This window comes from Paraburkholderia sp. SEWSISQ10-3 4 (assembly GCF_030464785.1).
GTDB classification, from domain to species: domain Bacteria; phylum Pseudomonadota; class Gammaproteobacteria; order Burkholderiales; family Burkholderiaceae; genus Paraburkholderia; species Paraburkholderia aspalathi.
In genome coordinates this window covers 20,531-41,155 of record NZ_JALPRI010000010.1, presented here as the reverse complement: position 1 = coordinate 41,155, position 20,625 = coordinate 20,531, and the positions used below count along the sequence as shown (strand labels likewise).

General features: G+C 62.7%; 19 protein-coding genes. 6 read left to right on the top strand and 13 right to left on the bottom strand.

What is annotated here, in order from left to right; genetic code table 11:
- Positions 1-44: 44 nt before the first annotated feature.
- Both gshA and M0D68_RS19765 read left to right on the top strand, forming a co-directional pair.
- Positions 45-1,661, top strand: coding sequence for a glutamate--cysteine ligase (gene gshA, locus M0D68_RS19770; RefSeq protein ID WP_211703127.1), 1,617 nt, complete (start codon positions 45-47; stop codon positions 1,659-1,661).
- Between the two features lie 277 nt (positions 1,662-1,938).
- Entirely contained in the window at positions 1,939-2,439 is a 501-nt protein-coding gene (locus M0D68_RS19765; RefSeq protein ID WP_266225064.1) for a hypothetical protein, read from the top strand.
- Positions 2,440-2,872: 433 nt separating this feature from the next.
- Here M0D68_RS19765 and M0D68_RS19760 read toward each other — a convergent pair whose 3' ends face one another.
- Together M0D68_RS19760 and M0D68_RS19755 are read right to left on the bottom strand one after the other, a co-directional pair.
- Positions 2,873-4,435 (bottom strand): DHA2 family efflux MFS transporter permease subunit, encoded by a 1,563-nt coding sequence (locus tag M0D68_RS19760; RefSeq protein WP_266225063.1) that lies wholly within the window; start codon positions 4,433-4,435, stop codon positions 2,873-2,875.
- A gap of 135 nt (positions 4,436-4,570) precedes the next feature.
- Positions 4,571-5,113 carry a MarR family winged helix-turn-helix transcriptional regulator gene (locus M0D68_RS19755; RefSeq protein ID WP_093634527.1) on the bottom strand — a complete coding sequence of 181 codons (543 nt, stop codon included), beginning with the start codon at positions 5,111-5,113 and terminating at the stop codon, positions 4,571-4,573.
- Between the two features lie 252 nt (positions 5,114-5,365).
- Between M0D68_RS19755 and M0D68_RS19750 the strand changes: the two genes are divergently transcribed.
- Complete coding sequence (locus M0D68_RS19750; protein WP_093634526.1) at positions 5,366-5,728, top strand: hypothetical protein; 363 nt, start codon at positions 5,366-5,368, stop codon at positions 5,726-5,728.
- A 245-nt stretch (positions 5,729-5,973) separates the two neighbouring features.
- Positions 5,974-7,539 (top strand): efflux transporter outer membrane subunit, encoded by a 1,566-nt coding sequence (locus tag M0D68_RS19745; RefSeq protein ID WP_211706301.1) that lies wholly within the window; start codon positions 5,974-5,976, stop codon positions 7,537-7,539.
- Between the two features lie 91 nt (positions 7,540-7,630).
- On the opposite strand, the gene M0D68_RS19740 is transcribed toward M0D68_RS19745, so the two are convergent.
- The 8 genes from M0D68_RS19740 to gspG form a co-directional block, all read right to left on the bottom strand.
- Positions 7,631-8,410 (bottom strand): type II secretion system protein N, encoded by a 780-nt coding sequence (locus M0D68_RS19740; RefSeq protein ID WP_211706300.1) that lies wholly within the window; start codon positions 8,408-8,410, stop codon positions 7,631-7,633.
- 22 nt (positions 8,411-8,432) lie between these two features.
- Entirely contained in the window at positions 8,433-8,936 is a 504-nt protein-coding gene (locus M0D68_RS19735) for a type II secretion system protein M (protein WP_093634523.1), read from the bottom strand.
- On the bottom strand, positions 8,933-10,354 hold the full coding sequence (gspL, locus tag M0D68_RS19730; protein WP_266225062.1) for a type II secretion system protein GspL: 1,422 nt from the start codon (positions 10,352-10,354) through the stop codon (positions 8,933-8,935). The genes M0D68_RS19735 and gspL overlap by 4 nt, the downstream gene beginning before the upstream one ends.
- 28 nt (positions 10,355-10,382) lie before the next feature.
- Positions 10,383-11,741, bottom strand: a complete 1,359-nt coding sequence (gene gspK, locus M0D68_RS19725) for a type II secretion system minor pseudopilin GspK (RefSeq protein ID WP_266225159.1) — start codon at positions 11,739-11,741, stop codon at positions 10,383-10,385.
- A gap of 548 nt (positions 11,742-12,289) precedes the next feature.
- On the bottom strand, positions 12,290-12,967 hold the full coding sequence (locus M0D68_RS19720) for a type II secretion system protein J (protein ID WP_211703120.1): 678 nt from the start codon (positions 12,965-12,967) through the stop codon (positions 12,290-12,292).
- Entirely contained in the window at positions 12,945-13,361 is a 417-nt protein-coding gene (gene gspI / locus M0D68_RS19715) for a type II secretion system minor pseudopilin GspI (RefSeq protein WP_266225060.1), read from the bottom strand. The genes M0D68_RS19720 and gspI overlap by 23 nt, the downstream gene beginning before the upstream one ends.
- Before the next feature lies 1 nt (position 13,362).
- Positions 13,363-13,917 carry a GspH/FimT family pseudopilin gene (locus tag M0D68_RS19710; RefSeq protein ID WP_211706297.1) on the bottom strand — a complete coding sequence of 185 codons (555 nt, stop codon included), beginning with the start codon at positions 13,915-13,917 and terminating at the stop codon, positions 13,363-13,365.
- 30 nt (positions 13,918-13,947) lie between these two features.
- Positions 13,948-14,412 (bottom strand): type II secretion system major pseudopilin GspG, encoded by a 465-nt coding sequence (gene gspG, locus M0D68_RS19705; protein WP_093634518.1) that lies wholly within the window; start codon positions 14,410-14,412, stop codon positions 13,948-13,950.
- A gap of 173 nt (positions 14,413-14,585) precedes the next feature.
- On the opposite strand from gspG, the gene M0D68_RS19700 reads away from it, so the two are divergent.
- Positions 14,586-14,999 carry a type II secretion system protein N gene (locus M0D68_RS19700; RefSeq protein ID WP_093634673.1) on the top strand — a complete coding sequence of 138 codons (414 nt, stop codon included), beginning with the start codon at positions 14,586-14,588 and terminating at the stop codon, positions 14,997-14,999.
- Positions 15,000-15,029: 30 nt separating this feature from the next.
- Here the strand turns inward: M0D68_RS19700 and gspF are convergent, their stop codons facing one another.
- The 3 genes from gspF to gspD are packed head-to-tail and all read right to left on the bottom strand — an operon-like array spanning position 15,030 to position 20,183.
- Complete coding sequence (gene gspF / locus M0D68_RS19695; RefSeq protein WP_093634517.1) at positions 15,030-16,247, bottom strand: type II secretion system inner membrane protein GspF; 1,218 nt, start codon at positions 16,245-16,247, stop codon at positions 15,030-15,032.
- A gap of 4 nt (positions 16,248-16,251) precedes the next feature.
- Positions 16,252-17,820, bottom strand: coding sequence for a type II secretion system ATPase GspE (gene gspE, locus M0D68_RS19690; protein ID WP_280530032.1), 1,569 nt, complete (start codon positions 17,818-17,820; stop codon positions 16,252-16,254).
- Entirely contained in the window at positions 17,817-20,183 is a 2,367-nt protein-coding gene (gspD, locus tag M0D68_RS19685) for a type II secretion system secretin GspD (protein ID WP_266225058.1), read from the bottom strand. Before gspD ends, gspE begins: the two co-directional genes overlap by 4 nt.
- On the opposite strand from gspD, the gene M0D68_RS19680 reads away from it, so the two are divergent.
- Positions 20,177-20,353, top strand: a complete 177-nt coding sequence (locus tag M0D68_RS19680; RefSeq protein WP_211706295.1) for a hypothetical protein — start codon at positions 20,177-20,179, stop codon at positions 20,351-20,353. The genes gspD and M0D68_RS19680 overlap by 7 nt on opposite strands.
- The last annotated feature ends 272 nt before the right edge of the window (positions 20,354-20,625 follow it).

The following is a 20,625-nucleotide window of genomic DNA, read 5'->3' as shown; positions in this document are numbered from 1 at the left end:
CAGTGAAGCGGCACATGGCGGCCGACAACGCCCGACTCGCATCAATGCCAAACACGACACCTTCCCGCACGAACGACACGTTCTCGCACCGCTTGTCCGTGCTCACCACAGGCCCGCAGCGCGACGCGCTGATACGCGGCCTGCGCGGCATCGAAAAGGAAAGCCTGCGCGTGACGCACGACGGCAAGCTCGCCATGACGCCGCATCCGCGCGCGCTCGGCTCGGCGCTCACGCATCCGTCGCTCACCACCGACTATTCCGAGGCGTTGCTCGAACTGATCACGCCGGCTGAACACGACGTCGCGATCACGCTCGAGAAACTCGATACGCTGCATCGTTTCGTCTACGCCGAACTCGGCGACGAGATCCTGTGGAACAACTCGATGCCGGGCCTGCTGCCCGAAACGGACGAAGGCATTCCGATCGCGCATTACGGCACGTCGAATATCGGCAAACTGAAGTACGTGTACCGCATTGGCCTCGCGCTCCGTTACGGCCGCACGATGCAGTGCATTGCGGGCATCCACTACAACTATTCGCTGAACGAAGAAGTGTGGCGGGTATTGCATGCCGACCAGCAATCCACGGCAAACGCCGTCGATTTCCAGTCCGACCGTTACCTCGCGCTGATCCGCAATTTCCGCCGCACCAACTGGCTGTTGATGTATCTGTTCGGCGCATCGCCGGCACTGGATCGCCGCTTCCTGCGCGATCGCCAGCACACGCTCGAAACTTTCGACGCCGACACGCTGTATCGCCCGTATGCGACCAGTTTGCGCATGAGCGACCTCGGCTACTCGAACACCACAGCGCAAGCCGCGCTCCAGGCCGACTACAACACCTTGCCGGGCTACCTCGATGCACTCGCGAAGGCCGTAAGCCAGCCGTATCCCGCGTATGAAGCGATCGGCACGCAACGCGACGGCGAGTGGGTGCAAATCAACACGAACGTACTGCAGATCGAAAACGAGTTCTATTCGACGATCCGTCCGAAGCGCGTCACGCATCCGGGCGAGCGTCCGCTGCACGCGCTGGCTGCGCGCGGCGTGCAATACGTCGAAGTGCGCTGCATGGACATCGACCCATTCGAGCCGACCGGCATTTCACTGGAGACGTCGCGTTTTCTGGACGCCTACCTGCTGGTCTGCGCACTCGACGACAGCGCAACGCTGCCACCGGACGCGTACGCTGAGGCCAATCAGAACTTCGGCCGCGTAACGATGGAAGGCCGCAAACCGGGCCTCGAACTGACGCGCAACGGCAACCCGATCGCGATGACGGACTGGGCGAACGAACTGCTCGTCAAGATCGACTCGGCAGCGGCTACGCTCGACGCACTACACGGCGGTGACTCACACGCACGCGCCGTGGCGGTTCAACGGGCAAAACTGGCGGATGCCTCGCTGACACCGTCCGCACGCGTATTGCAAACGATGCGCGACAAGCAGCAGAGCTTCCTCACCTTTGGCCTCGAGCAAAGCGAAGCGCACGCCGCCTATTTCCGCGCACGCCCGCTGGATGCCGCACAGACGAAAGAGTTCGCCGACCTCGCGACGCAATCGCTTGCAGAGCAGGCCAAGCTTGAACGAGAAGAGGTGGGTTCATTCGACGCATTTGTCGCCGCCTACAGGGCATACACGCTGAACCGGTTTAGCGTCTAAACGACGACGAACGTAGGCAGCGCGCCGGAAAAGCAGGCTAAGAACTCATGCCGTTCAGTTATCGCTGAACGGCATTTTCATTTGCGAAGCAGGAAGCGGCCATGAAGGGCCGCTTTTTTATTGCGCCCAGGTAACGTCTACGCAAAGCGCCGCCGCTGGCCCAACTGCATCGGCAAATTCTCCGTCCGTTTAACCATTCGCAAATGCGTATGAAACACTGTGCTGGGGATACGGTCCAACTTAGACGACACGCTCCAGAGAGGGAGGCTTCACCGCGATGAGAAAAGGTCTGTTGGCCGTAGTGTGCGTAGTGGCGGCGGGGTGTTCGACGCAGGGGCAGGTGAACCCGGACGTGATGCAGATCGCGACGACGCCGTTGACGTGTTCGAGCAAGGCCGAGTGTGACATCTGGTGGCAGCGAGCGCAGACGTGGGTAGCGGGCCATTCGACGTACAAGATCGAGTCATCGACTGACACGTTGATCCAGACATCGGGCCCGGACGGCGGCAAGCGCGCGCTGGCGTACCAGATAACGCGCACCGCGAACCCGGACGGCACAGCAACGATCGGTTTCGCCGCACATTGCGACGGCTCGATGGGTTGCAAACCAAACCCATGGGAGGCGGGCGCCGACTTCAAGCAATACGTACGAGGCAACACACCGGGCGCACCGCAAAGCGCCACAAAACCATCGCAACCAGCACCAACGGCGATGCACCCCGACGCCTCGCAGGGACAATCGGTCCCGGGAACAAGCGGAGAAGCGATAACGCAGTAGGAGAGGCAAAAGCGGCAACGCAATCAGCAACGCGATCAGCAACGAACCGGTTCGCGATCCTCTGCGAGGATCGCTTCACCAGACATCGCGTGTAGAACGATCCGATTGGCTTCGCACAAAAAATCAGACACACCCACCCACCAACGCAAAAGCACGACGAGTGGTTTTAGGAACTACTCTTCGGCGCGCGGAGCGCCGCCGGAAGTATGACTCCCTTGTCACAAGCACGTGCACGGGCACGAACCCAGATTCCAGATGCACCACTACCCGCAGCAGACCACGGTGCCCACTTAGCAGGGGCTTCTAGCCGCTTTCTTTGCTTATCTTTCTTTGCGGCGGCAAAGAAAGTAAGTGCCGCCCCGCACAGGGGCAACACTAATAGACCACTAACAAAACAAGGAAAGGCACCACCGCCGAAGGCAAAAAATAACGCTCAATGCCCCATAGAAGGCCCAACCCCCTTCTTGGGCTTAGTAACCCAAACAAGCACAGCAAGCACAAGAAACGCCGCACAAGAAATACGAAAAAAATCATTAGTGGCCATCATATAGGCCTGCGCAGTAACAACCTGATTCAACTGAGCGGTGAGGCTATCCCCAGAAAGCCCAATACTCCCCAACGCATTGGTATAAGCATTGGTATTAGCCGAATAGACGTTAACAGAATCAGTCAACATAGCATGATGATAGATAGTGTCATTCTCCCAGTACGTCGTACTGATGGCCGTCCCAATCGCCCCAGACAAAGTCCGAAAGAAGTTGGACAACCCGGAAGCACTAGCAAGCCGCTCATCCGACACGCTGGACAGCGTAATAGTAGTCATCGGCACAAAGAAACAGGCAACGCCAATCCCCTGCACCAACCTTGGCCAGATCACATGATTGAACGGCACATCGAGCGTAAAAGTCGAGTTCCAGAACGACACAAACGCAAACACGATGAACGCAAAACTCGCCACCACCCGCAGATTCAGCCGATGCATGTTCTTGCCAATCATCGGCGACAAAAACAGCGCGAGAATGCCGACCGGCGCCGTCGCCAAACCGGCAAGCCCGGCGGTATACCCCATCACCGTCTGCAGCCAGAGCGGGAAAATCACCACTGACCCGAAGAACGCCATAAACCCGAATGAAATGATCACCACGCCGAGCGCAAAGTTGCGATCCTTGAACAGCGAAAGATCGACAACGGGTTCCTTGTCCGTCATCTCCCACACCAGCAGGAACGCAATCGACACCACCGCGATAATGGCCAGCGTGATGATGAACGTCGAGTTGAACCAGTCGCGATCCTTACCGAGGTCGAGCACCATCTGCAGGCACGACACGCCGATCACCAGCAACGCGAGACCGACCGCATCGATACGCTGTTTGGTGACCTTGGTTTCGCGGCCACGTAGCAACAGGAACGCACACACCGCCGAGAACAACCCGATCGGCACATTGATGTAGAAGATCCACGGCCACGTGTAGTTGTCGGTGATATAGCCGCCCATCACGGGACCGAAAATCGGCGCGCAAATCACGGTCATCGCCCAAAGGCCGAGTGCGAGCCCGCGCTTTTCAGGTGGGTAAGAACGCATCAGAATCGTCTGCGAAAGCGGGACCATCGGCCCCGAGACGAGCCCTTGCAGGAGCCGGAACGCGATCAGCGACTCGAAGTTGTGCGCGAAGCCGCACAGCGCCGAGGCGATCGTGAAAAGCAGAACGGACAGCGTGAACAGCCGCACCTCGCCGACGCGCCGCGCCAGCCACCCGGTCAACGGCACGGCGATCGCCGAGGCCACGGAATACGACGAGATGACCCAGGTGCCCTGACTGGTCGCTACGCCGAGGCTACCGGAGATAGTCGGCACGGCGACATTCGCGATCGAGGTGTCGAGCACCTCCATGAACGTGCCGAGCGCAAGGCCAACGGTAAGCAAGGCCAGCGCCCCGCCTTTGAGCGGAGCGGGTTCGGCGGCGGGTAGGGCGTCGGCGGAAGCCGTGGCAGCCATGTGTGTTTCTCCTCAGCCGGGAAAGCTTGTCGCGGCAGCTTTATCGCACCCTTCAAGCGGCGCGCATACATGCCGGATCATCCTCTGCCCAGACAGATATTTTCAAACGATGGCGCTTTCAAAAACGCCTCTTGGTTACTGTCCGCCGTGACCTGGCGGAGGCTCTTCGGGTGAGTCTTCCAGCGAGTCCTGCGATGGTCCGACGCCGCAACATGCGCTTCCTCCCGCATCGATCCCATTCGCAATAAAACGGCCGAGCAGGTCGAGCAGGGTGGCGTGGTCGGCGGCGGAAAATCCGCGCAACTGCTCGTTCAGCACGGCGGCGCCCAGACTGGGCAATTGCTTCGCCGCTTCGTGGCCCTGCGGCGTCAGCTCGAGCTTGACCATCCGGCGGTCGGCGTCGCTGCGCGTGCGCACGATAAAGCCTTTCTTTTCAAGGCGGTCGAGCAGACGCGTCATGGATCCGCTGTCGTATGACATCACGCGCGACAACTCGAACGGCGTGCTCGCGCGGTGCGCGGATAACACCAGAATCACGCCGATTTGCTGGGCGGTCAGTCCTAACGGTTTGACCGCGCGGTCCATCCGCTCGACCAGCACGTTTCGCGCTTTCGTCAGGTAATAGCCAAGACTCGATTCGAGGTGAATCTCGTCCGCGTTGTAAGGGCCGTCGGGCATCGTGTATCCGGGAACATCGTCGAGCAGAACGGATTCTAGCTGCCTAAGCAGACAAGTCAAATTTCATTTCGCGTCGTGCGAACGGCGCAAAAAACAACACCGCAGCCGCGCGCGAGCAAAGTATCTTGAAATTTAATTGCATAGTCAATATTATTATAGGCAACGAGTTACGCGCGACCCGCGCCACCCGAGACCATGTTCTGACCGATTGTCTGCACGCCGCGATGGCGCCGTGCCAAAAGGATTTCCCTGATGCTGTACCTCAAAAACACCCTTGGCGGCTTGAGCCGCTCCCTGACCGACTCCGCGCTGAGCAGCTTTCAAGGTCCGCATCGCTGGTGGAAACTCGCGTTGTTCGCCGTGCTGTTCGTGCTGCCCGGTGGATCGGTGGGCGTCGCGGTGTTGGCGTGGGTGGAGCATCGGCGAGGGCAGAAGGAGAGCAAGGTCGTCCCGGTGGAGTCGGCGGGGTCCGTCATTGCGACGGGGAGTGTCGTCGCGACCACCGCTGTTGCGGCAAGCCCGCTTGGCCCTTGCCAGGCACGCTCTGGCGCGCCGTGTCGTGCCGCTGCTGGCAAGCAGGCCCGGCAACCCACGTCATCGGATTCGCGCGTTTGATTCTCTAGTCGAGGGACCGGCCTTCGTTGCCTGTGCGGCGTTTTTCCGTCGCCAGCGGCAGCCAGGCCGGTAACAGCACGTAACCATCCCGACACGCTAAGTAACACACCTCCGCCTTCCCCCGCATTACCCTTTCAGTTTCCCGCGCCCAAGCGGTCCCATACGCTAACATTCCGGCAGAGCCATGATCTCGGCCGGCAGTGCCGCCACCGGCCGCACTGCGGCGTCCAGAAGGAATCCATTGCATGCAGTTTGAACGAATCTCGCGCGCGCGGACGCTTGCGCCCCGCGCCCTGACTATCGCGGTTGCCGCGGCCCTCGCCACCGTGCTGGCCGGTTGCGTGGTCGGCCCCGACTACAAACGGCCCGCGGCCGAGATCCCCGCGTCCTACAAGGAAGCCGCGCCAGGCTGGAAAGTCGCTCAGCCGGCCGATCAGCACGACCGCGGCGACTGGTGGACCATCTACCAGGACCCGCAACTCAACGCGCTCGAAGACCAGCTGAACGCCTCGAACCAGACCGTCGCCCAATTTGCCGCAGCCTATCGCCAGGCACGTGCGCTGGTGGGCGAAGCACGCGCGGCGTATTTCCCGACCATCGGTGCATCGGCAGGCGCCACGCGCTCCGGCAACGGTTCGTCGTCGAGTGGCAATTCGACCGTCTCAAGCCGCTCCAGCGTCAGCAACAGCTTCAACGTGCAACTCGACGCAAGCTGGGAGCCGGACCTGTGGGGCTCGGTCACGCGTTCGGTCAATTCGCAGAAAGCCGGCCAACAGGGCGCCGCCGCCGATCTGGCGAATGCGCGGCTGTCCGCCCAGGCCACGCTCGCGCAAACCTATTTCTCGCTGCGCGCGCTCGACTCCACCCAGAAGCTGCTCGACGACACCGTCGCGGCCTACCAGCGCTCGCTGCAGCTCACGCAGAACCAGTACGCGGCCGGCGTCGCCGCACGCTCGGATGTGATCCAGGCGCAAACGCAATTGCAATCGGCACAGGCAGCCGCGATCGACAACGGTGTGCAGCGCGCGCAGGACGAGCACGCGATCGCCGTACTCGTCGGCGAACCGGCCTCGACCTTCTCGATTCCGCCGATGCCGCTCACCGCCACGCCGCCCGCCGTGCCTGAGCAGATGCCGTCGGCGCTACTCGAGCGGCGCCCGGATATCGCATCGGCCGAGCGCAAGGCAGCGGCGGCGAACGAACAGATCGGCGTCGCGATTGCGGCGTTCTTCCCGACGCTGACGCTGTCGGCCACGGGTGGCTTCGAGAATTCGGTGTTCTCGCAATTGCTGACCGCGCCGTCGCGTTTCTGGACGCTCGGCCCGCAACTCGCCGCCACGATCTTCGACGCCGGCCTGCGTGAAGCAAAGACCGAAGCCGCGCGTGCAGCCTACGACCAGAACGTCGCCGCGTACCGTCAAACGATTCTGACCGCGTTCCAGGACGTCGAAGACAATCTCGCCTCGCAGCGCATCCTCGAACAGGAAATCGTCGTGCAGCAGCAAGCGGTGGATTCAGCGCGTCAGGCGCTGGCCATCGTCACGAACGAATACAAGGCGGGTACGGTCGGCTACGTTAACGTGCTGACCGCGCAGACCACGGCCTTCCTGGCTGAGCAGAAGCTGGAGAACATCGCCGGGCAGCGGATGGTGTCGTCGGTGGGTCTGGTGAAGGCGCTCGGCGGCGGCTGGGACGTGGCGCAAATGAACCGCGAAACGGGCGATATGGCGGCGCCAGCACCGCAGCCTGCGGCGTCGGCGACGCCGGTGGCACAAAGCGGCGCCGCGCCGCAACCGGCGCAGAGCAACTAGGCAGGGGACTCGTCCGGGCAAAGCAAAGCAAAAGAGGCATGGCCGCGAAATGCAGCCATGCCTCTTTTTTTACGACCCGCGGCTCAGCGCCTCAGTGCACGAACGTCAACGCGACCGTATCAGGTCCGCTTGGCCGGCCCAACAGATTTAGCAGTCCCGCGAGGTTGTCGCGCGCTTCCGGGGCGGCGCTGGCCGTCCCACGAAACGATGTCGAGACGGCGGACACCGTGCCATTGCCGGTCAGCATCAGTGGCCCCTTGAGAGTCGTCAGATCCAGTGTGGACGACACACCTTGCGCCTGGAACAGCAACCGATAAGAACCCAGTGGCTTGACCAGCGAGACGCGCGAACTGACGTCGTTCAGGGTCACGGTCAACTGGCCGAACGCTTCCTGATTGAAGCTGCGCCAATCGGACCACGCGAGGCGCACGTCACCTTGCAGATCGAGCGTATTGAAAGGCGCGCCGAGGCCGCTCAGCAACGAAGCCGGCACCGCCAACGCACCCGGCGTGATGGTCGCGCTGCGCAGGGTCGCATCGACGGTGATCGGGTCGGGCATCGCTTCGCTGTGCCGCATGGTCATCCGCACACGGCCGGTGAAGAGCGGCCAGAACGCCGTGCGCCATTCGATTCGCCCCGGCAGCAGGGTCGCCGCGCTCATGTCGGAACCGGCGGCGAGCATCAGCGTGGCCGAGCCGTGCCACAGTGAGCCGGTCGGATTGACGAGATTGACGTGGCCATGGGTTTGTCTGCCGAACTGCGGCGTGATCCAGGCGGCCGGCAACAACGTGAGCATCACGACTGCGTTCGCCAGCAGCGCGACCGCCAGCCAGGGTAGCGCGACGCGCAGGCGCCGCATCCAGTAAGTCATGCGAAATCCTGTAACGGCGCGGTCATTTCGCGGTAGACGGCTGCATCGACGCCGTCAGATCCACCTGGCCGTCTTCCTTGAGCGCGGTCACGTGCGCCTCGGCGACCTGCACCTTGAACTGCTTGCGCGCATCGTCGACCCAGCTCGTCCACGCGGGGAACGCCACGTTCTTCATCTGGATCTGCACCATGTTGCCGATCACCTGCACCTGGGTCGCGGCGAGGCCGTGATCGCCGAGCGAGGCGGTGAGCGCGTCCTTCAGCGCCGCGCCGGTCGGTGCAACACCTTGAGCCGCGGCGGAGAGCTGGCGCGCTTCGTTCGCCTGCGCGGTCATCTGCGCCAGCTGACGCTGCAAGCTGGGCAGCGATTCACGCAGATGCGCGCGGCCGTCCTGCGCCGGCGCCCACAGCACCGACCATGCAATTACGACAGCCAGCACCCCGCCGCCCCATGCCAGTAGCGTTTTTTCCCGCTCGGTGCGCTGGTCCCAGAATCCAGCCCAGCTTTGGGCAAGTTCAGCTTTCATTGTCCGTTCCTGATGGTCCACTTGCCGGTATTGCTGTCGATCGCGCCGGTCAGGCCGTTGCGCGCGAGACGTTTGGCGAAATCGGGATCGAGTTTCACCTCGGGCTTGAAGGTCACATCGAGACGCCGGTCGTGATAGTCGAGCGCGGCGATGCCGTTGACTGGCACTGGCGCCAACGAACGCGCAAGGCCATCGGCGAGCGACAGGAAATCGTCCGGTGACAACTCACCCGCAGCCACCCGCAACTGTTGCAACTGGCGCGACATCTGGTCGGGCGCATCGAGCACGACCGTCGTCTTGGGGAAAGCGTTGAGGAGCAGCTCGGTCATCTGCGTGTTGATCGCGTCGCGCTGACGCGCGAGCATCAACCACTGCACGTTCGCGCCGATAATCGCGATCACCAGCGCGGCGACCGCCAGCGCGACCGGCAGGCGCAGACGCCGCAGCGTCGCGCGGTCGAGCCGCCACGGCTGCGAGGCGAACTCGAACTGACACAGGTCGAAACGGCAGTCCAGCGCACGGCGGGCGAGTTGCTCGAACGGCAGCGGGCTGGCCCCGTGGATATGGGCCGCGAGCTTCGCCGGGCTGGTTGCCGCGAGACTCGGCTCGTTGCCGGGCACTTCCGTCAGCATGTAGAGCGAAATCGGCGCCGCGCCGGCAAGCGCGCTGAGCGTCGCGTTCACAGAATTAGCCGGCACGGCCAGCCCTTCGCCCTGCACGCCGCGCGCGATCGCCAGTTCGACGCGCGGTGTGCCACTGACCGGCGCGCTTTCGACCTCACTCCCAAGCAGCAATGCGGGCGCGGTCTGGACGACGGCGCCGAGCACGGCCGTCACCATCGGCACCACCGACGCGACGCCAGGCGCCATCACCGGCGCCACGCCCGGCAGCGATGTTGCCACGCTCGCCGAGTCCGCCATGACCGGCTCGCCCGCGTTGACCATTTCCGCGACTTCGGCGGGCGTGTCGAGCGCGACCGCTTGCGGCAGACAGCGCGTGACCGGCACGGCGCGCACGCTGCGGTGACCGGCGGCGGCAAAGGCCTCGCAGATGAACCGGAACCAACCGCGGTCGATGATCGCGAGCAACTGCCGACCGCCCGCGACCGGTTGCGGATCGACGGCGATGTGACAGGTTTGCGGGTCCTGGATCAGCTGATCCTCGACGACATTCGGCAGCGCCTGACGCAATCTCGGACCGCGCAAGGGCGGCAGCTTGGCGGGCATCATCAGCAGGTCACGGGCGGCGACCATCAGCACCGTCGACGTAGCGCGCGGCAGCAGCGCGAGCGCCGAGCGGCCCGCGCGTTGGGTGCGGCCCGACTTGTCGAGCAGCACGAACGGCAACTCCGGCAGTTGCCATTCCTGCGATGGCACCGCCGGATCACGCGGCGGCAGTAGGACGATCAGTGTGCTCAAAGGCCACTCTCTCTGGGAAAGGCGTTATTCATAGTTGGTCTTGTACCCGCACGATACGCGTAGTGTGAGTCAATGCGTCGCGATAGACGAGGGTCGTGCGGTCCACTTCCGCGCGTTCGTGCTGCACGCGGCCGTGGATCAGAAAGTAGTTCGTGTTGACATCCATTTGACTCGGATCGATCCCGACCGAAGGTACGCCGGCGCCGCTCAAGGCGAGTTGCACGTCGCTGACGTTATGGAAAAACACTGTCTGCCGACGCGCGACGAAGGCTTGCGCGGCGGACAGGTTCATCCCCGGCACGATGGCCGCGATCACTTCGGCGGAGGCCGTATTCATGTTGACCGCCGACACCGTCGGCAGCACGGTGACGAACGGCCGCAAGCGCGCGACCATTTCCGGCGTATAGCCGGGAATATCGAGCAGCGAATCGACGCTGGTCATTTGCAGCGGCGCGACGGCTGCGTTGTCGTCGCCGTCTTCCATACCGGGTTTGTCGGTGAAGCTGCCGCTCGTGGCGCCGCCACCCGTGCTGATCGGGGCTGCCGGCGCGCCGGTAGTGGACGTAACGGTCTGGAAGCGTGTTGCCGATTGACCGAGGCTCGCGCGCATCTGCACTGCAGTGTTCTTTGCCAGTTGGCTATTCACGCCGAGGGATACCAGCAGGCGCTGGTACGCGCCAACCTGCTCCGTATTGATCTGCATGACGCCCGGCGCGGGGCTCGAGACGAGATTACGGAGGTTGAATTTGGCCTGAGCGTCTTCGATTGAACCTGAGAGATAGGTTGCCTGGCCTTGGTCGGCTCTGACTTCGCCGATTTGCCCAAGGAAATCCGACAGGCGGGTTTTGGCGATGGGGACGCCCCATAGGCCGCCCAGGTAGGTGATGCCTGCTGAGGTGTCGCCCTCCGAGCGGAGGATCAGGCGCGTCCAGTCCAGCGCGCCGCGGGCGACCCATTGCGCTTGTGACAGGAGGCGTTGGTTTTCGATCCTTCGGATTTGGACTTGCTGGCGCCAGAGCATGCCCGAAACTAGGATCGCTGATAGCGCGACTACTAGTAGGGCGCTGATGATGGCCGCTCCGCGTTGGGTTGCCTGCGCGGCGCTTCGGTGTTTGCCTACGGCGTTGGTCTTTGCTCGGCTCTTTTGCCTGCTTTGCGCTTTTGTCAGTGTTCTTAGGGTGTTGGCCTTTCCTTGATTTGCTAGTGGTCTATTAGCGTTGCCCCTGTGCGGGGCGGCACCTACTTTTCTTTGCCGGCTGCAAAGAAAAGTAGGCAAAAGAAAGCAGCTCAAACCGCTAATGCTAAGCGGGAACCGTAGCTCAGAACCGCCAGTGGCTCCGTGGAATCTGTGTTCTCTCACATTCGGCGTCAGTGACAAGGGCGTCATACTTCCGGCGGCGCTACGCGCGCCGAAGAGTAATTCCGAAAACCAAGGGGCGGGTTTGTTTGCTGCGGGAGCCGTCGGCTTCGCCTCGGCGAGGTGCCTGATTGGTTGGTTGCGCGTTGCACGCGCGACCGAAGTGGAAGGCATCCGTTGCGAATGGGGCGGAATCAGGCGAACCACTGGTTTGTTGAATGGCTCTTCCGGCGAGCACGTAGTGCGAGACGGGAGGTATGACGCCCTTGTCACTGGCGCGAGCAGGTGCACGAACACAGATTCCAGATGCACCACTACCTGTTGCAGGCTACGGTGCCCACTTAGCATTAGCGGTTTGAGCCGCTTTCTTTTGCCTACTTTTCTTTGCGGCGGCAAAGAAAAGTAGGTGCCCCCCCGCACAGGGGGAACGCTAATAGACCAAAAGCAAATCAAGGAAAGGCCAACACCGCAAGCGTGCAGACAAACCCGCCAGGCAGGCAAAGAAGACAAAACCGAAAGGCACGCGCGCACGCGCCCAAACCCAGAGCGTCGCGGAGACAAAGAAGAGAACCTCATACTCATTCTCCGACGAGAAAAACCCGCGTTACAGGCCGCGCCAACGACTTAGCCCCCACACTCACTTCCAGCCCAGTCACCGACCGCGGCAGCGGCGCATTCCCCAACTGGGGCACCTTCAAATTATTATCGTTCTCCGTAATCGCACTCTGCACATCCTTCATCTGCGTGGTCCAGCCAACCTTCGGCACATACAGCCGAGCAGAAATAGCCCCAACGCCCCCCATCAAAGGCACCGCCGTCCACCCATTCCCCTCACCACCGCGCAGCGCACCCCGCAACTCGCCCACATTCCCCAGCGGCGGCGACGCATACCGCACCACGCGCCCCTCGGATATGCGATACCTCACCACCTGCAAGCGCGGTGCCGTCCCCGGCAATACCATCTCCCGTACGATCTGCAGCACGTTGCCACTAACCGATACGGCCGCCTGCCCGGACTCATCATCCGACGCGGCCTGCCGCACATCAATCCGCATCTGGTCGAATAGCTGCGCAAAGACGCGCTCGTCTTCCATCGCGTTCGTGATCGTCTGCCGGCCACGAATGATCTGGTCCAGCCCGCGCCACGACAGCACGGCAATCACCGCCATGATCGCGATCGCGACCAGCAACTCGATCAGCGTGAAACCACGCGCGCCCGATCGGCCGCGGCGCTCAGAGCGAACGGTTGTTTTCATTCGCGACCACCGTGACCATCTGGGCGAGATTGCCGGAACGCCCCGGCGTCGTCACCATCACTTCCACCCGACGAAACACCGGATTCGGCGTCGCCGTCACATGCTCGGTACAGATCAACTCCAGATTGCCCTGTGAGCAGTCAAAACTCGTCGAGCCAACGTTCGGCCAGCCATGCGTCAAATGCAATTGCGCGAGCGTATTGTCGGCGCTCCATCCCGCCAGCAGCCGACGATGCAAATCGGCTTCGCCACTCGCCAGACTTCCTACCGCGCGCAACGACGCCGCCAACGCAATCGCGATGATCGCCAGCGCCACCAGCACTTCGATCATCGTAAAACCGCGCTGCGCGCCGTGGACCATCTCGCGGGCGCCCTTATTCCTGCAACGACGCATCTCAGTGCACCTCATAGCGGCCATTGCCGGTGCCGATGATCGTCGCGCGCCCCGCGGCAGAAAACAGCGTGATCTGCACGGGCACGTCGATCGCTTCGGTGCCGAACACGACACGGCTCGGGTGCGAGTCCGACCCCGGGTAATCGATCGTGACGCCGGTCACACCACCTTCCCAGTTGCGTGGCCCAAGCAAGTCGTCACGCAGTGGGCGCCAGCCGTCTTCGGTACGCAGATCGAAGCGGAAGCCGCCATCGAGCGGTTGCCAGGCGATCGGTCTTGCGCGCACCTGCGCTTCGTCGCCGGCCGACTCGAACAGCAGCGCGAGACGCTGCGCTTCTTCGTTCAAATCGGTGCGCGGGTTGCGCGTCATCGTCAGCGCGGTCAGCGATACCAGAATGCCCGCGATCACCAGCACCACCATCATTTCCAGCAGCGTGAAACCCGCCGCACGCTTCCGGCGGCTTACGCTGAAATCACGCGCGCCGACGCACGCCGTGCCCGGCAGCGATGCCGCACACGGAGTGTCCACACGGGACTTGCAAGCAGACAGTCGCATAGTGCCGGCCACGAACGATCAACTACCCGTCTATTGCCACGACCCTACGTCGGCGTCATTGCCTTCGCCGCCCGCTTTACCATCGGCGCCATAGCTGAAGACGTCGATCTCGCCATGCACGCCCGGGTTCAGATACTGATAGCTATTGCCCCACGGATCGTTCGGCAGACGTTCGAGGTAGCCGCCGTCCTTCCAGTTGTTCGGCACCGGGTCCGTGCTCGGCTTTTCGATCAGCGAGCGCAAGCCTTGCTCCTGAGTCGGATAACGGCCGTTGTCGAGACGGTAGAGTTTCAGCGCCTGCATCACGGTGCCGATGTCCTGCTTGGCGGCGACACGCCGTGCTTCATCCGGACGGCTCATGATTTTCGGCACGATCAGCGCGGCCAGAATACCCAGAATCGCGATCACGACCATGATTTCAATCAGCGTGAAACCGCGTTGACGACGGCTGCGCGGACCCGCGATTTCATGACGGCGAAGGGTCGACAATTGCATAGCTTGCTACCTCTTTTCAGGTGAAATTTCGATCGGGCGGAATTCGCGCGTCAGGCAATCAAGGTGCCATTGAACACGCCCGGCCGGTCATTTTAATGTCATGTTCTTGAAGGGTTGCGTGAAACCGCCAGGCACCCCAACGCAATTTTCACAATAGTCCGTACAATATGCGCATGAACGCTATCCAAATCCGCCTTCTGTCGCTCGCACTGTTCGCCGTGTTCTGCGCGACGCTGACCTACTGGGTCATCACGATCTCCACGACGTCCGGCGCGCCGTTGCCCGCCGCCGCCGCGCATACGCAGGTCTCGACCGATCAGGCTGCCACGCTGTTCGGCGGACAACTCACCCGCAGCGCGAACCAGGATGTGCATCTGTTCGGCATCCTCGCTTTGCGGGAAGGCGCCGCGGCCATCGTCAGCGTCGGCGGTGAACCGCCGCATGCTGTGTCGCTCGGCAGCGCGCTCATGCAAGGCGCCAAACTCTCCGAAGTCCGCGCCCGCTCGATCATCATCGACCGCAATGGCGCGCATTCCGAAGTGTTCCTGCCGGCCAATGCGCCAGGTCCTACCATCTACGTGCGCTGACCCAACCGGGCGTTCTGCCCGGTTTCCGCCTTACTGCACCAGGTTGTTCAACTCGATGATCGGCAGCATCACCGCCAGCACGATCACCAGCACCACACCCCCCATCGCCAGAATCAGCAACGGCTCGAGCAGGCTCGTCAGGAACATCGTGCGACGCTCGAGCTCACGTGCTTCGCCGTCGGCCGCGCGATCGAGCATGGTCGTCACGTCGCCGGTCGCTTCACCCGAACGGATCAGGTGAACCAGCACCGGCGGAAATGTCTTCGTATTGCCGAGCGCGCGCGATAAGGACGTGCCTTCGCGCACACGCACGATCGCATCGTCGATGTTCTCGCGCATCGCGACATTGCTGAGCGTTTCGGCTGCGGCTTGCAATGCGCGCAGGATCGGCACACCGGCCGCCGTCAGAATGCCGAGCGTGCTGGCAAAGCGCACGGTGTTGTAACCGCGCACGAGTTTGCCGAGCAGCGGGGCGGTCAACAGCCAGCGGTCGAAAGCGAGGCGCGGGCCGGGCTGCTTCAGGATCGAGCGCACCAGGTACACCAGCACGACCACGCCGATCAGCATCGCCCACCACCAGTGCCGCACGAAACCGGACAGCGCCATCATCATGATGGTGAGGATCGGCAGTTGCTGTTTGGTGCTGGCGAACACGTTCACCACTTGCGGCACCACGTAGCTCAACAGGAACGTGACGATACCGAAGGCGATCAGCGTCACGATCGCCGGGTAGGTGAACGCGAGCACGATCTTCTGCTTGAGCGCGTTGCGTTGCTCGATGTAGTCGGCCAGACGCGAGAGGACGAGACCGAGCTTGCCGGTATGTTCACCGGCGGCCACCAATGCCCGATAGATCTCAGGGAAGTCTTTCGGATGCTGCGTCAGCGCGTTGGCGAGCGAATGGCCGCCGAGCACTTCCGCACGAATCGACGCCATCAGCTCGCGGATGTAGTCGCGCTCCGATTGCTCGGTCAATACCGATAACGCTTCATCGAGCGGCAGACCGGCAATCAGCAGGCTGGCCAGTTGCCGCGTGAGAATCGCCTGCTCGCGCTGCGACAAACGCCGTCCCAGCGACAAACGTTGATTGCGCTCACCACGTGTGCGCGTCGCAGCCGGTTCGACGACGAGTGGCGTCAGTCCCTGCGAACGCAAATTGGTCCGCGCGCCGCGCGCGCTGTCCGCGTCGAGCACGCCTTTTTGCGCTTTGCCCGCCGCATCGATTGCTTCGAAACGAAATGCCGGCATGCGCTTATGCTCCGCCCGTCACGCGGATCACTTCTTCGAGCGACGTGAGCCCGGAGGCGAGCCAGCGGTCCGAGTCTTCGCGCAATGTACGCATGCCTTGCGCGCGACCCGAAGTGAGAATTTCCGCATCGGACGCATTGCGGTGGACCAGCGTGCGGATTTCATCGTCGATCAGAAGCAGTTCGTAGACGCCGCGACGTCCCGCGTAACCCGACTGGCCGCATTTCTCGCAACCGACCGGATGCCAGCGCACGCTGCCATCCTCTTCGACGCGTTCTTCGCGGCACACCGGGCACAAGCGCCGCACCAGCCGCTGCGCCAGCACGCCGAGCAGCGACGAAGCCAACAGATAGGGCTCGACGCCCATGTCGGTCAAACGGGTCACAGCGGATGCCGCGTCGTTCGTGTGCAATGTCGCCAGCACAAGGTGACCCGTTAGCGATGCCTGCACCGCGATCTGCGCCGTTTCCAGGTCGCGGATTTCACCAATCATGATGACGTCCGGGTCCTGCCGCAGTATCGAGCGCAGCGCCCGCGCGAAGGTCATGCCGATCCGCTCGTTGACCTGCGTCTGGCCGATGCCTGAGAGGTCGTATTCGATCGGGTCTTCGACCGTCATGATGTTGGTGGTCGCGGTCTCAAGCCGCGACATCGACGCGTACAGCGTGGTCGTCTTGCCCGAGCCGGTCGGGCCGGTCACCAGCACGATGCCGTGCGGTTTGCCGATCAGCTTGTCGAACTTGACGAGCGTATCGGGCGCCATGCCGAGCGCTTCGAGATTCAGGCGTGAGGCGTCCTTTTCCAAGAGACGCAGCACCGCGCGTTCGCCGTGGCCGGTGGGCAGCGTCGAGACACGCACGTCGACCGGACGTCCGCCGACGCGCAGCGTGATCCGGCCGTCTTGCGGCAGACGCTTCTCGGCAATGTCGAGCTGCGCCATGATCTTGATCCGCGAGATCAGCGCGCCGTGCAGCGCCTTTTTCGGCCGCACGACATCGCGCAACGTGCCGTCGACACGGAAGCGCACCACAGACGAAGTCTCGAACGGCTCGATGTGAATATCCGAAGCCTGTTCGCGTGCCGCTTGCGTGAGCAGAGCGTTGATCATGCGGATGATCGGCGCGTCGTCTTCCGACTCGAGCAGATCCTCGATCTCGGGAATGTCCTGCATCAAACGCGACAGATCGACTTCGCCTTCCACTTCGCCGACCACCTGCGCCGCGCTGCCGTCCTGGCGCGCGTAAGCCTGGTTGATCGCCTGGGCGAGGTCATCAGCCGGCACACGCACCACGGACAACGCGCCGAAGTTGCGTGCGACTTCAGCAAGCGCAGCATCGCTGGTGCGTTCGCTGATCCAGACTTCGAGACTATCGGCGTGCTGATGCGCGACCAGAATCTGGCCGCCGCGGGCGAAGCCGTAGGGCACGAGACGCGCCGCGACCGCCGACGGCGCGATGCGTTCGGCATGCTCCGCCGCGACTGCGGGCGGAATCGCCGCGGCTTGCGTCGATGCAGCGACGCGCGCCGCTGCGGACGATCCCGAAGCTGACGGCGGCGTGGACGGCGTGCTCACGGCTGCACTCCAGGTGACGCCGTGGACGGTGCCGTCGGTATCGGATTGGTCTGCACAGCACCACCGTTCGTAACCGGATTCGTCTGCACAGCGGCGCCATTCGTGACCGGGTTCGTCTGCACAGGGCCACCATTCATGACCGGCGGCGCCATCTGCTGACGACGCATCCTGTCGAGATCGAACAGATTCATCGCGGGCGAACCACCCTGGCTCGGGCCGATCGGCATCGGCGGAACCACCGGATCGTCCTTGTCTTTGATCAGGTTGTTATCCGACTTGTACGCGCCCGTCACGCCCTGGACGTAGTCGTAACGGTTCGCCGTCACGGCCTGTGCGGTATCGCGATCGGTGATGATCACGGGGCGCAGGAACACCATCAGGTTGGTCTTGGCGCGGGTCTTCTGTTCCGAACGGAACAACTGGCCGATCCAGGGAATATCGCCCAGCAACGGCACCTTGCTGTTGCTGACCTGGTAGTTGTCCTGCATCAGGCCGCCCAGCACGATGATCTCGCCGTTATCGGCAAGCACGGTCGACTGGATCGAACGCTTGGTGAACTCCGGACCCGCCGGATTGGTCGCCGCGTTGGTCGTGCCGTTCACGATCGCCGAGTCTTCCGTGTAGAGCTGCAGCTTGAGAATCCCGCCCTCGGTAATCTGCGGTTTGATGTGCAGCGTCAGGCCGACATCGACGCGGTCGAACGTATTGAACGCGTTGCTGGTCGTCCCGCTCGTGAGGTTCGAATACGAACCCGTCTGGATCGGCACGTTCGTGCCGACAACGATCTTCGCTTCCTCGTTGTCGAGCGTGATGAGGTTAGGCGTCGAGAGTACGTTCGCGTCCTGCGTCTGCGAGAGTGCCTGCAACAGCGCGCCGAGACCCTGCACGCCGAAAATGTTGTGAATCCAGCCGACGTTGAGACCCTGCTGGATACCGCTCCCGCTTGCGAGCGCCCCGGCGAGACCGCCGGTCGCGCCCGTCGCCGCGGCCGCGGCCGTCAGATTGATAATGCTGTTGCCGGTGCCGGTCGCCAGGTTGGTGCCGGCAAAGATCGAATTGTTCGCGACCTGCCACTGAATGCCGAGGTTGGCGTTCGTGTTCGAGTTCAACTCGACGATCAGCGCCTCGATATAGACCTGCGCGCGCCGCGCGTCGAGCTGGTCGATCACTGCTCGCAGGTTGCGGTACACCGGCTCAGCCGCCGTGATGATCAGCGAGTTGGTCGCCGAGTCCGCCTGGATCATGCCGCCCGGCTGATTGTCGTCGTTCTTGTCCTTGTCGCCACCGAGCAGGCCGGCTGAGCCCGAACCGCCGCTCGAACCGTATCCGCCGCCCCCGCCACCACCCAAGGGTGACGCCCCCGAGCTGCCGTTGAGTCCGCCCGACGGCAGCGGCGGCGTACCCGACGTACCCGTCGAATTGCTGCCGAAACCGCCTCCACCACTACCGTTCTGGTTGAACGAATTCGCCTCATTCGAGCCACCCGATGAGCCGGTGTCGCCGCCCTTACCGAGCATCCCGCGCAAGGTCTTCGCGAGCTTCGTTGCGTCGGCGTTGCGCAGCGCGACGACGTGCATGTTGCCGGGCATGGTGGTCGGCGAGTCGAGTTCCTTCGCCAGCTGCTTCGCGGCTGCGAGCCGGCCGCCGTTCGACGCGCGAATCAGCAGCGAGTTGGTGCGCGGATCCGCGGTGATCGACACCTTCAACGTTGCGTCGGTGCTGCCGATCGCGCCGGGGTCGAGCATCTTGGTCAACTGCGTGGCGATGTCGATCGCGTTGGCGTTCCTCAACTGCACGACCGCTACCGACTGGCCCGCAGCCGTATCGACACCCGCGATGATCTGCGCGATACGCCGCACGTTGTCGGCGTAATCGGTCACGACAATCGAGTTGTTGGCAGGGTAGGCTGCCACGGTATTGTTCGGCGAGATCAGCGGACGCAACACCGGCAGCAGGTTATTGGCCGATTCGTTCTTCAGCACGAACACCTGCGTGACCACCTGGTCGCCTCGCGCCACCGGCGTATTGCCGACGTAGGTCGGCACGCCTTGCAGCTTGGCATCGGCCTCGGGTACGACCTTCAGCACGCCGTGGTCCTGGACCAGCGCGAAGCCCTGCATCCGCAAAGCAGATTGCAAGGTCTTGAGCGCCTGATCTTCAGGCACTGCATTCTCCGACACGAGGTTCAGCTGACCCTTCACGCGTGGGTCGACGATGATCGTTTTGCCGGTCGCCGCGCCGATCGCCTTGGCCACCTGGTCGATATCGGCGTTCACGAAGTTGAGTGTCACCTGTGCCTGTGCTGTCTGCGCGGTGATCAATCCAGCCACCAGCAGCGCCGTTGCGACGCGACGCAATGCCATACGATTTCTTCTCATGGAATATGGGATCGATGTCGACGGCAACAGCCGCCAACGGTCATGCAGTGCGAACATTGGAGCAGGCCGCCGCCCTGTCGGTCTGCCAGCCGGCTTCACAGGCGATCAACGCCCTGGATGCCTTACTTCCAATGCCCGAAAAAAAGGAACAGTAACAGTTTTTCATGTCGGATTTGTCACAAAACGAACGGCTCCGTGCGATTACTCTAAAGACCGTCGCTGACTGTCAAACAATTGAAAGCAAACGAGCTTGTGTGCGGCGAACCGCAGAAGCGCTTCGTTTTACGCTTGATTATGTCGGTTAGCTAACTTGACGCATGTAAGTCTGCCGGTATGATACGAGCCGTTCGAGGTACTGGTTGTGACTTGGCAACGCGGGTTTTCCCCGATGGCCGACGAAGGCCCGGCCAGTACGCCTCACCGGCTT

Excerpts from the sequence above, each read along its gene's own strand:
- gspF (WP_093634517.1), bottom strand. The coding sequence starts at position 16,247 with ATGCCGGCATTTCGTTTCGAAGCAATCGATGCGGCGGGCAAAGCGCAA.
- M0D68_RS19750 (WP_093634526.1), top strand. The coding sequence starts at position 5,366 with ATGCTGTACCTCAAAAACACCCTTGGCGGCTTGAGCCGCTCCCTGACC.
- gspD (WP_266225058.1), bottom strand. The coding sequence starts at position 20,183 with ATGGCATTGCGTCGCGTCGCAACGGCGCTGCTGGTGGCTGGATTGATC.
- gshA (WP_211703127.1), top strand. The coding sequence starts at position 45 with ATGCCAAACACGACACCTTCCCGCACGAACGACACGTTCTCGCACCGC.
- M0D68_RS19740 (WP_211706300.1), bottom strand. The coding sequence starts at position 8,410 with ATGACTTACTGGATGCGGCGCCTGCGCGTCGCGCTACCCTGGCTGGCG.
- M0D68_RS19760 (WP_266225063.1), bottom strand. The coding sequence starts at position 4,435 with ATGGCTGCCACGGCTTCCGCCGACGCCCTACCCGCCGCCGAACCCGCT.
- M0D68_RS19700 (WP_093634673.1), top strand. The coding sequence starts at position 14,586 with ATGAACGCTATCCAAATCCGCCTTCTGTCGCTCGCACTGTTCGCCGTG.
- M0D68_RS19710 (WP_211706297.1), bottom strand. The coding sequence starts at position 13,917 with ATGCGACTGTCTGCTTGCAAGTCCCGTGTGGACACTCCGTGTGCGGCA.
- M0D68_RS19720 (WP_211703120.1), bottom strand. The coding sequence starts at position 12,967 with ATGAAAACAACCGTTCGCTCTGAGCGCCGCGGCCGATCGGGCGCGCGT.
- M0D68_RS19680 (WP_211706295.1), top strand. The coding sequence starts at position 20,177 with ATGCCATACGATTTCTTCTCATGGAATATGGGATCGATGTCGACGGCA.
- M0D68_RS19755 (WP_093634527.1), bottom strand. The coding sequence starts at position 5,113 with ATGCCCGACGGCCCTTACAACGCGGACGAGATTCACCTCGAATCGAGT.
- M0D68_RS19735 (WP_093634523.1), bottom strand. The coding sequence starts at position 8,936 with ATGAAAGCTGAACTTGCCCAAAGCTGGGCTGGATTCTGGGACCAGCGC.
- M0D68_RS19765 (WP_266225064.1), top strand. The coding sequence starts at position 1,939 with ATGAGAAAAGGTCTGTTGGCCGTAGTGTGCGTAGTGGCGGCGGGGTGT.
- gspK (WP_266225159.1), bottom strand. The coding sequence starts at position 11,741 with ATGACGCCCTTGTCACTGACGCCGAATGTGAGAGAACACAGATTCCAC.
- gspG (WP_093634518.1), bottom strand. The coding sequence starts at position 14,412 with ATGCAATTGTCGACCCTTCGCCGTCATGAAATCGCGGGTCCGCGCAGC.
- M0D68_RS19745 (WP_211706301.1), top strand. The coding sequence starts at position 5,974 with ATGCAGTTTGAACGAATCTCGCGCGCGCGGACGCTTGCGCCCCGCGCC.
- gspI (WP_266225060.1), bottom strand. The coding sequence starts at position 13,361 with ATGCGTCGTTGCAGGAATAAGGGCGCCCGCGAGATGGTCCACGGCGCG.